The 9,457-nt window shown below is 62.1% G+C and carries 6 protein-coding genes and 1 tRNA gene; 2 read left to right on the forward strand and 5 right to left on the reverse strand.

Annotation, left to right across the window (positions count from 1 at the left end):
- Positions 1 to 13: 13 nt before the first annotated feature.
- The gene (locus GLW01_RS04755; RefSeq protein ID WP_160898304.1) at positions 14 to 2,023 is read right to left on the reverse strand and encodes a methyl-accepting chemotaxis protein; all 2,010 of its coding nucleotides are present in this window, start codon (positions 2,021 to 2,023) and stop codon (positions 14 to 16) included.
- 379 nt (positions 2,024 to 2,402) lie between these two features.
- On the opposite strand from GLW01_RS04755, the gene GLW01_RS04760 reads away from it, so the two are divergent.
- Positions 2,403 to 2,478: transfer RNA gene (locus GLW01_RS04760), tRNA-Gly, on the forward strand.
- A gap of 33 nt (positions 2,479 to 2,511) precedes the next feature.
- Here the strand turns inward: GLW01_RS04760 and GLW01_RS04765 are convergent.
- Genes GLW01_RS04765 through GLW01_RS04780 form a run of 4 tightly spaced genes read right to left on the reverse strand, consistent with a single transcriptional unit; the run spans position 2,512 to position 8,548 of the window.
- The gene (locus tag GLW01_RS04765; RefSeq protein ID WP_237416488.1) at positions 2,512 to 4,491 is read right to left on the reverse strand and encodes an alkyl/aryl-sulfatase; all 1,980 of its coding nucleotides are present in this window, start codon (positions 4,489 to 4,491) and stop codon (positions 2,512 to 2,514) included.
- 31 nt (positions 4,492 to 4,522) lie between these two features.
- Positions 4,523 to 5,137, reverse strand: a complete 615-nt coding sequence (locus GLW01_RS04770; protein ID WP_160898305.1) for a TetR/AcrR family transcriptional regulator — start codon at positions 5,135 to 5,137, stop codon at positions 4,523 to 4,525.
- Positions 5,138 to 5,178: 41 nt separating this feature from the next.
- A complete protein-coding gene (locus tag GLW01_RS04775) occupies positions 5,179 to 6,897 on the reverse strand; it encodes an aldehyde dehydrogenase family protein (RefSeq protein WP_160898306.1) in 1,719 nt (572 codons plus the stop codon).
- Positions 6,898 to 6,925: 28 nt separating this feature from the next.
- A complete protein-coding gene (locus GLW01_RS04780) occupies positions 6,926 to 8,548 on the reverse strand; it encodes a GMC family oxidoreductase (protein WP_160898307.1) in 1,623 nt (540 codons plus the stop codon).
- A 167-nt stretch (positions 8,549 to 8,715) separates the two neighbouring features.
- Between GLW01_RS04780 and GLW01_RS04785 the strand changes: the two genes are divergently transcribed.
- On the forward strand, positions 8,716 to 9,354 hold the full coding sequence (locus GLW01_RS04785) for a lysozyme-like domain containing protein (protein ID WP_202405566.1): 639 nt from the start codon (positions 8,716 to 8,718) through the stop codon (positions 9,352 to 9,354).
- The last annotated feature ends 103 nt before the right edge of the window (positions 9,355 to 9,457 follow it).

A 9,457-nucleotide genomic window follows, 5' to 3' on the forward strand; every position in this document is an offset into this window, starting at 1 on the left:
CACCCTCCCACGATCATCCTTCGCAAACGCTGAATTCATTGGCCATGTCCTGAAGCTCGCGCGCCAGCTTAGCCTGTTCAGAAGAAACGCCTGATATTTCCTCAGCCCCGCTCAATGTCTGTACTGCCGACCCGCTGATCGACTCCATACGACCCGCCAGCTCTCGGGTAGTCGTTACCTGTTCCTCCGAAGCCGTCGCAATCTGCGAGCTCATGTCACTGATACAGTTCACATCATTGAGGATTTCCGCGAACGTCTGCTCCAGGTCCTTCGCCTGCTCACAGGTTTGGTTGGCCAAGGCATGACTTTCCCCCACGGATCGGCTGGCATTCTCGGTAATCTCCTGGAAGCTACTGATAATGCCTTCAATTTCCCTGGTGGATTCCTGAGTCTTTTTAGCGAGGTTGCGCACCTCGTCGGCTACTACTGCGAAACCACGCCCGTGTTCGCCCGCCCGAGCCGCTTCTATGGCGGCATTGAGCGCTAAAAGATTGGTCTGCTCCGCAACCTGCCCGATCACGTCAATCATTTTGGTAATGGAACCACTGCGTTGTTCCAAATCATTGATCACCGAATTCACATTATCGACAGAGTTGGCGAGAGACGTGATCCGTTCGACGCTGCTTCGCAATGCCTGCTCACCACTCTGGCTTTTCTCGGTTGCGCTGCTGGCAGCATCCGCTACCTGCTGGGTATTTTGCGAAATCTCCTCGGAGGTGGATGACATTTCCTCGGTGGAAGCGGCTACCTGCTCAATATTCTGCTGCTGGTTCTTGACCTCAGTCGCGTTCTCTTGGGCCGTTGAACTGGTTTCCTCTGTTGCCGTGGCCAACTGAACACTCGCCTTTTCAATTCCGCGCAGAGCTTCCCCGAACCGGGAAAAAAGTTCATTGATCTTGGTACTGATGGTGCCAATCTCATCGTTCGACTGAACCGGCAAGGGTGTACTCAGGTCCTTCTTTTCCATTGCCGCGCTAAGTCCATTGAGTAGATCCCTGACCTGGCGATTGATCTGTATCGTGATCAGCGCAACCAGCGTCAGTACGATACCGACGATGATTAGGGCAATGACGCTGGTAGTGACCAGCCCTTTCCAAGCGCTGGAGAGGAGCAACCCAGTCTGGCTGCTCACTTCTTGGAGCAGGCTTTCCCCAATCCTGTTAAGTGTTTCAATCCGTTGCGTTGACGTGCTGAACCATTGCTCAGCGCTCAGCTCATCAACGCCCTCTCGGTCGCTCGTCAAAGTCTCCCGTAACTGCCCCATAGTAGCTTCATCCGTGTTATCGAGCTTTTCAGCCAAAGCAGTGCGCTCCTGCCGGTCCAGCATTGCACCCGCTTGAGTGAAAAGGGCCTCCTGCCGCCCAAATAAGCCTGCAATTCGAGCGCTGCCAGCGAGATCGACGTTGTTCGAGCGAATCATGCCGGCGCCTGCAGCTCGCTCGCGACCAGCCATCTCAGTTGCCTGTGAGATCAGATAGTAGGCTGAGAGTTGACGAGTGATACCAGGGTTGGTCGCCCGGCGAACGATCTGGCGCTCTCGCTCAAGCAGTGTTGTGATTAAGCTCGTGTAAGTTGACGCTGATTCACCGGCAGAAAAATCATGATTGTCGATGGCCCGACGCTTTCCTGACAGTTCATCCAGTGCCCGGGCAACCTGATCAATATTGGCCTTGATCATGTCTGGGAACTTGTAAACCGCCTCAAGCTTGCTCACCGCCTCTCGGTAGCGACGGGTCGCGTCATCGGTGCGCTTACGTTGATTGTGCATCGCAGTCGCTGCGTCACTCGATTGTTTTTCAGCAGCGAAAAAAACCGCTGAGCGCCCCCGCTCCCGTTGCAAGTGCTCAATGACGGGGGCCCCTGCCTCAACGAGTTCCATCATTCCTTGAAGCGCGTAACCCTCACGATACTCATTGTAGTTTTGAAAAATATCCGTGGTTGCAAACCAGAGAATCACGAGCAACGCCGGGAAGGCCAGCGAAAGCATCTTGCCGCGCATAGAGAGACGATCGATAAAGGCCATGGGCGCTCGCTCCACTCAGTTATGTCAGGTTGGATCCGTTGCTCTATTGGTTTACTTGAACTGGCCATAGCCGCCTCAAGAAAACCTCGATAACCAGATGACTCAAATGATAACTGGGGAGGATATGCACACAATCACTAACATGTATGGTATTTGTATCTAATAAAGTGTGAGCCTACCCCGCAAGTTGTACCTCTTAAAATTTCAGAAATTCAATGAGTTGAGATTGACGCTCTGCAGGTTTTTTGAGCAGGGCAGTATCGCTTCAAAAGCATGGTGGTGAAGCGGGCTCTCTGACTCTCCGATCCGGGGAACCACAGGGCTCTGATGCCTTTCGAGATTGACAGCACCGGCGCGGGGTGGTTCCCTGTCCACGTTCGCGGGCGTAGCTCAGTTGGTAGAGCATCAGCTTCCCAAGCTGAAAGTCGCGAGTTCGAGCCTCGTCGCCCGCTCCAGTTTTCCTTCCGTATCGACTCGGGTCACGCCGCTCAGGGCGTGACGATGTTGAAGCCGAAATCGAAGCTGTCCAGAAGACCCAGGAACGACATGAAGGCTTCCTGGTCGCCTTCGATTTCGATGTCTCCAGCCTTCATGGCTTCCGGGAAGGTCCGTTGCTTGAGGTTGATGGCGTCCAGCACGGCGCGGTCGATGGTGACCGTGGCGTCGGCATCATCATCCTGTTTCCCGATGTCGTAGTTCAGGACCCCGTTGGCGACGTCGAGCGTGAACCGGGTGTCCACATCCGGCATCACGATGTTGAGGTCCAGGTCCACGTTGGCTTTGGCAGCCTTGGGGTGGTCCAGGCGCACCGCGAGGTAATCCAGATACTTATCGATGGGTAAGCTTCGGATGATGTCGGTGGATCGGGTGTTGGGCATCATGCCCGCGGCCACGCCGTTGCGCAGTTCTTTCGCGCCCGTCAGGTAGAAGTTCCGCCACGGACCGTTCTCGGACTGATAACCCATCTGGGTCAGGACATCGGCCAGGAGTTCCTTCGCGGTTTCGTTGTCCGGCTGGGCGAAGACCAAATGGTTGAGCGCCGTCGCGGCCCAGCGGTATTCGCCGGCCTCGTAGTCCGCGCGGGCCTTGCGGATCAGTTCTTCGGCGCCCCCGGCGTACTCAACGAATTTCTCGCCTTCCTCGACCGGTGGCAGGGGGTTCAGCTCGGCGGGGTTGCCGCTGAACCACCCGAAATAGAGCTGGTACTGGGCCTTGGCATTGTGGCTGACCGACCCGTAGTAGCCACGGTTGGCGAATTCGCTGGCCAGGCTCTCGGGCAGCTCAATGTTCTCGGCGATTTCATCCATGGTCTGGCCCTTGTTCGCCAGCCGCAGGACTTCGTCGTGCAGGTAGCGGTAGGTGTCCCGCTGCTTGCGCCAGAACTCATTGATGGCGGCGTTGCCCCAGACCGGCCAGTGGTGGCTGCCGAAGCTGGTTTCCACTTCGTCCCCGAACTGCTTGATGACCTCGTGGATGTACTTGGCCCAGAGGTCGCCGCTGCGGACCTTGGCGCCACGCAGCGTGTAGAGGTTGTGCATGACGTGGTTGATTTCCTCCGCCTGCATCATGGCGTTGGATTCCGGCAGGTAGAACATCAGCTCGGCGGGGGCCTCGGCGCCGGGCGTGTTGAGGAAGGTCATCTCGACGCCGTCCACGGACGTCTCGATCGGCTCCGCCGGCGGGCCGGAGATCACCCGGGTGGGCTCGAGGATGGTGATGGTGCCGGCGGAGGTGGTGTTGCCCAGGCCGGCGCCAATGGAGCCCTTCGGGCCCTTGGGCAGGAGGTTGCCGAACATGTAGCTGGCGCGGCGGCTCATGGCGTTGCCGGCAATCAGGTTCTCGCCCACGGCGGCATCATAGAAGCCTTCGGGTGCAATGATCGGGACGTCCCGTTCCTGAACCTCCTCTTTCGAGATGATGCCCTTCACGCCCCCGAAGTGGTCCGCGTGGCTGTGGGTGAAGATCACGGCGCTGACCGGCAGGTCCGCCACATGCTGCTTGAGCAGTTCGAACCCGGCTCTGGCCGGTTCGGTCGAAATCAGGGGGTCGATCACGATCCAGCCATTCTCCCCACGGATGAAGCTCATCACCGACAGGTCGTAACCACGGACCTGGTAGATGCCATCCGTCACCTTGAAGAGGCCCGAGATCCGGTTGAGCTGGCCCTGCCGCCAGAGGCTGGGGTTCGCCGTTGCCGGGGCCTCGGTTCCCGCGAGGAAGTCGAACGCGCCGATGTCGTAGACGACGTCACCCTCGGCGTTGGTGATCGTCTTGTTGTCCGGTTTGGCGATGAGGCCACGCTCGGCGTTCTCGAAGTCGGTGCGGTCCTCGAACGGCAGGACGTCCAGGACGGCCCGGTTGGCTTCCGCCGTATGCGTGCTGGCGTCCTGGGCATGGGCAGCGCCCGCTGACAGGGTCAGCATGGCCAGGGTCGTCAGGGTTTTCCGGAGTGGTTTTGTTATTGTCATGGTGTCTCCTGTTGTCCAGGGGTTTGCGGGTCTAGAACAGTTTTTCGAGCAGGGCTCGCATCTCTGTAGCGAGCGATTGATGATCCCGGGGCGTACCCGTGAGCTGGTTCTGCATCTGGTAGCGGAAGACGCCGTCGATGAGCGCGTAGCCGAATTCGCCCATGTCGGGGCGGGCCGATCCGGTCTTTTCAGCAGCGCTCTCAACCACGCCGATCAGCGCGGCCTCCAGCTCACGCACCATGGGCCGGAAGGCCGGATCGAACAGGGCCTGGCCGCGGATGTCGTACCAGAGGCGATGGGTGGAGGCGTCCTCGACGATGGAGGTCGCCAGCGCGTTGGCCAGCGCATTGATGACCGGTTCCCGGCCGCTGGCGTCGCTGAGTGCGTCTTCCAGCCCGGAGATGAACGCGGCCTTGTAGAGCGAGACGCAGTGCAGGATCAGCTGGGTCCGGTCCTCGAAGTAGTAGTGCAGCATGCCGAGCGAGAGGTCCGCCCTGGCGGCGATGTCGCGCAGGCTGGTATTGGCGTACCCCAGCTCCTGGAGCGCCTGCATGGCACTGCGCGCGATCTGGTCCTTCTTCTCCTGGCGCTTGCGCGTCTTGCGGTCCGCGCGTGCCTGCAGTTTGTCGGGGGCAACCGTGCTCATGCCTACTACCTCGTCTGACCATCCACGTGGAGCGCGGAACCCTAGCCCATCAGCGCGTTCAGGAAAATGCCGGGAATCCGGTGCCAGGCCGGTCTGTACTCGAACTGGGTCAGCAGTTCACCAAGCTTGTGCTGCCGGGTATTGGTGATGAACCAGGGCGGCCGTGGCAGCAGGCTCCAGTCGCCGTTGGCGACCGAGCGCGGGAAGGGTCGGAAGGGGGCTTCCACCACTGAGCGTTCGGCCGCGTCGAACATGAAGGTGTTGTGGACGGAGCCGATGCCGCTCTGGACGTCGTCCAGGGTGTGGCCGGGGAAGGCGCCCCAGGGGCAGACGGTGTTGAGAAAGCCCAGGCCCGTCCAGGCGTTGATGGCGATGGTGCCGTAGTGCAGATCCGCCAGCAGGGCCTCGAAGCGCTCGCGGCCCATGGCGCGGATCGTGTCCGGGTGGATCACGATGTTGGCGCCCAGGGTGCCGTGGAGCTGGTTGTTGGCGAACTCGATGGCGTTGCGCAGGTACTGCTCCGCGTCCGGGGCCTCCAGGCGCTGCACGGAGAAGGCCGGGGCGAAGACCTCGTTCGAGCGGAACCGGTCGTGGTCCTCAAGGTTGTTGATCAGCAGCTCCGGCGCGTGCCCACGGCTGACAACGTCTACCTCACTGGCATGGTCCCGGAACGCCGCCAGACGGTCCTCGGTGCCGGGGTAGTAGGTGGGGCGGGCGGACTGGCTGATGACGTCGCGGAGCTCGCGCATCAGGGCGTCTTCCTGGTCCCAGCCGCGCGGCATCAGCAGGGCCTGGCAGGCCACGCAGTTGAAGCCGGAGTTGTGCAGCTTCTGGGTGGCGATCTGTTCCGCCTGGAAGCGGATGTCCGCCTGGGACCAGTTACCCGGCACCACGATGGTGGGGCAGACCGCGCCCAGCTCCGAGGTGATGCGCTTGTCCAGGCGCGGTGTGCCGGCGGCACGGTTCTTCTCGCCTTCCTCGCCCTTGCCCCAGATGATCATGTCGTGGGTCGCCTGGGAGCCGGTGATGTGGATTTCCTCGACCAGCTCATGTTCCGTGAGCCAGGCGCCGACATCCCCGCCGCCTTTCACGATGCGCAGGGCGTCCCGTTCGATCAGCGGGGCCAGGGCGGTCTCCAGGACCCCGGCGAGGTACTCGTTCACCGGGTTCATCTTGAGGATCACGACCTGGTGCTCAAGGAACAGCTTCTGGAAGACGTCGAGCGGGGCGATGGCGGCGATGTTGCCGGCGCCCAGCACCAGCGAGACCCTGCCCTGGCGCTGCTCGGCCGGGGTGTCGTAGGCGGTGGCGGTGTGGGCGGCGAGGTTGTCTTTGGTGATGCCCTCCTGCATCCAGACCTCGGCGCTGACGCCGGAGAGCAGGAGCCGGTCCCAGATGCTGTGGGGCGTGACGCGCGCGGCGAGCTGGCCGTTGGGCAATGTCCGCAGGGGAATATCCTGCAGGAAGGACTTGCCGTTCATCCTGGAAAGCGTCTCGATCAGGCCGTTACAGGCGCCCATCAGGGCGTAGGGGCCGGACATCCATTCCTCACCCTCCAGGGGGGAACCCGACAGGCCCTTGGCGCTGGCGCCCTGCCGGGCCCAGTCACCGGCGACGCCCATAAGAGCATCCTTGACCGACTCAAGAATGGCGATGCGCTCATCCAGCGTCGTGCGGGCCCATTGGTCCTTCGCGGCGGCGAGCGTGTCGAGCTGGGACTGCAGGGCCTCGAAGTCGGGGTGCGCGTTGTCGTTGGTCATGGTCGGTGTTCCTTTGGTTCCTGCAGTGTTAAGTGGTCCGGGCGGAGCGGATCAGGTCCGCCGCCTTTTCCGCGATCATGATGGTGGGCGCGTTGGTGTTGCCGCTGACCACGGTGGGCATGACGGAGGCGTCCACCACGCGCAGCCCCTGCATGCCCTGCACCTTCAGTTCCGGGTCGACCACCGCCATGGGGTCGCCTTCCGGGCCCATCCGGCAGGTGCCCACCGGGTGGTAGATGGTGTCGCCGCGGGCACGGATCTGCTGCTCCCAGTCGGCGTCGCTCATGCCATCACCCACGCCGAACAGCTCTTTCTGGCGCCATGGCGCCAGCGCCGGTGCCTGGAGGATCTCCCGCGTCATCCGGGCGCCCTTGATCATGGTGTCCAGGTCGCGCTGGTCGTCCAGGAACTTCGGGTCGATGCCCGGTGCGGCCAGCGGGTCCGCGCTCTTGAGGAAGACCTCGCCACGGGAGTGGGGGTTCACGGCGCAGACGTGGCAGCTGAAGCCATGGCCCCAGTGCAGCCGGCGCGCGTGGTCCTCGACGATCGAGATCACGAAGTGGAGCTGGATGTCGGGCTTGTCCAGCGCGGGGTCGGTCTTCAGGAAGGCCGCGCCCTCGGCAAAGGGCGTGGCGATCATCCCCGTGCCGTCCCGGCGCCACTGCAGGATCTGGCGCAGCATCCGCAGGAAGCCCGCCATGCTGAAGCCGAAGGTGTCGGTGTCCGTCGACTTGTAGGCCATGATCAGGTCGAGGTGGTCCTGCAGGTTCTGGCCCACGCCGGGCAGTTCCTGGACCATCCCGATGCCGTGGGACTGGATGTTGTCCGGGCGCCCGATCCCCGAGAGCTGGAGCAGTTGCGGTGAGTTGAAGGCGCCGCCCGAAAGCAGGACTTCCTGCCGCGTGTGGACACTGTGGTCCTGTTTGCCCTGCCGGTAGGCGACGCCGGTGGCGCGCTTGCCCTCGGTGAGGACGCGGGTGGCGTGGGCGCCGGTGATGACCGTCAGGTTGGGGCGGTCCATGACCGGGTGGAGGTAGGCGGCCGCCGCGGAACAGCGCTCGCCGTTGCGCTCCAGGCTGTGGAACTGCGTGACCGGGAAGAGGGCGACGCCCTCGTTGTCACCGTCGTTGATGTCGTCCACTTCGGCATGGCCGCACTCGGTGGCGGCCTTGATGAAGGCCCGGGTGATGGGGCGCGGTGACCTCTGGTTGCTGACGTGGAGGGGGCCGCTGTCGCCGTGGACGGCATTGGCGCCGTTTTCGTTGTTCTCGGACTTGCGGAAATAGGGCAGGACCTCGTCCCAGCTCCAGCCTTCGCAGCCCAGCTCCGCCCAGTGGTCGTAGTCCTTGCGGTGGCCGCGCACGCACAGCATGGCATTGATGGCGCTGGAGCCGCCCAGGCCCTTGCCCCGGGGCTGGTAGCCACGGCGGCCGTTGAAGCTTGCCTGGGGTTCGGTCTCGAACGCCCAGTTATTGATTTTGCCGTGGCCCGGCATCATGGCCACAACCGCTGCCGGGGCACGGATCAGCAGGTGGTTGCCGTGCCCGCCCGCTTCCAGCAGGCAGACGCTGACGTCCGGATCCTCACTCAGTCTGGAGGCGAGCACGGACCCGGCCGAGCCGCCGCCGACGATCACGTAGTCATAGGTCATGACCTCATCCTTCTCTTTTGTTGTTTTTGATCAGATTACGAGCAGCGAATCATAAAATCGGACACTTGTCCAAATTTTATGTCCGGCCGTTCAGGATCAGTCCATTTCCTCGCGTTCCGCCCTTGCTATACTGCGGTCGTTAGCGTGGATTGAGTGAGTTGCCGCATATGACCTCAATGGTCCGGTATGTGCTGCTGATCATCGCGACCGGCGTGCTGGCGGGGTGTTCGCTGCTGGCGCCGGACCCGCCGTCGGACCAGGGCAACATCTGCGAGATCTTCCGGGAGCAGCCCGAATGGTATGACTATGCCAGGGCATCCGAAGAGCGTTGGGGTACGCCCATCGCCACGCAGATGGCGTTTGTTTACAGGGAATCGTCCTTCCGCAGCCACGTGCGGCCGCCGCGCCCCTGGCTTCTGGGCATCATTCCCTGGTTCCGCTCGTCCTCGGCGTACGGGTACGCCCAGGCCCAGGATCCGGTCTGGGGGGAGTACGAGGAGGACGCGGGCGGGCTGTTCGCGCGGCGTACCCACATGAAGCACGCCACGGACTTCATTGGCTGGTACAACCGGCGCAGCCACGAGCGTCAGGGCATTGCCCTGTCCAATCCGGAGCATCTCTATCTGGCCTACCACCAGGGGCCGACCGGCTATGAGCGGGGCAGCTACCGGTCCAAGCCGGGTATCCAGAGAATCGCCCGGCAGGTGGAGCAACGGGCCTGGCGTTATGACGCCCAGTTGAAGCAGTGTGAGTCCGAGTTCCGCTGTCGCCATTTCTGGCAGTTCTGGCCCTTCTGTTCTGAATAGCCCGCCGTTACCCCGCCAACGGGTTGGCATTACCGTCATTTCAGTCTGAATCCGGTTTTCCCGCCGGCTTGGCTTCGTATAACCTGTCCCGTCAAAGAACAAC

It is taken from the genome of Vreelandella halophila, from assembly GCF_009856365.1.
GTDB classification, from domain to species: Bacteria; Pseudomonadota; Gammaproteobacteria; order Pseudomonadales; family Oleiphilaceae; genus Halospina; species Halospina utahensis_B.

What these genes read in the sequence shown, in the direction of transcription:
- GLW01_RS04755 (WP_160898304.1), bottom strand. Translation starts at nt 2,023, where the DNA reads ATGGCCTTTATCGATCGTCTCTCTATGCGCGGCAAGATGCTTTCGCTG.
- GLW01_RS04765 (WP_237416488.1), bottom strand. Translation starts at nt 4,491, where the DNA reads ATGACAATAACAAAACCACTCCGGAAAACCCTGACGACCCTGGCCATG.
- GLW01_RS04770 (WP_160898305.1), bottom strand. Translation starts at nt 5,137, where the DNA reads ATGAGCACGGTTGCCCCCGACAAACTGCAGGCACGCGCGGACCGCAAG.
- GLW01_RS04775 (WP_160898306.1), bottom strand. Translation starts at nt 6,897, where the DNA reads ATGACCAACGACAACGCGCACCCCGACTTCGAGGCCCTGCAGTCCCAG.
- GLW01_RS04780 (WP_160898307.1), bottom strand. Translation starts at nt 8,548, where the DNA reads ATGACCTATGACTACGTGATCGTCGGCGGCGGCTCGGCCGGGTCCGTG.
- GLW01_RS04785 (WP_202405566.1), top strand. Translation starts at nt 8,716, where the DNA reads ATGACCTCAATGGTCCGGTATGTGCTGCTGATCATCGCGACCGGCGTG.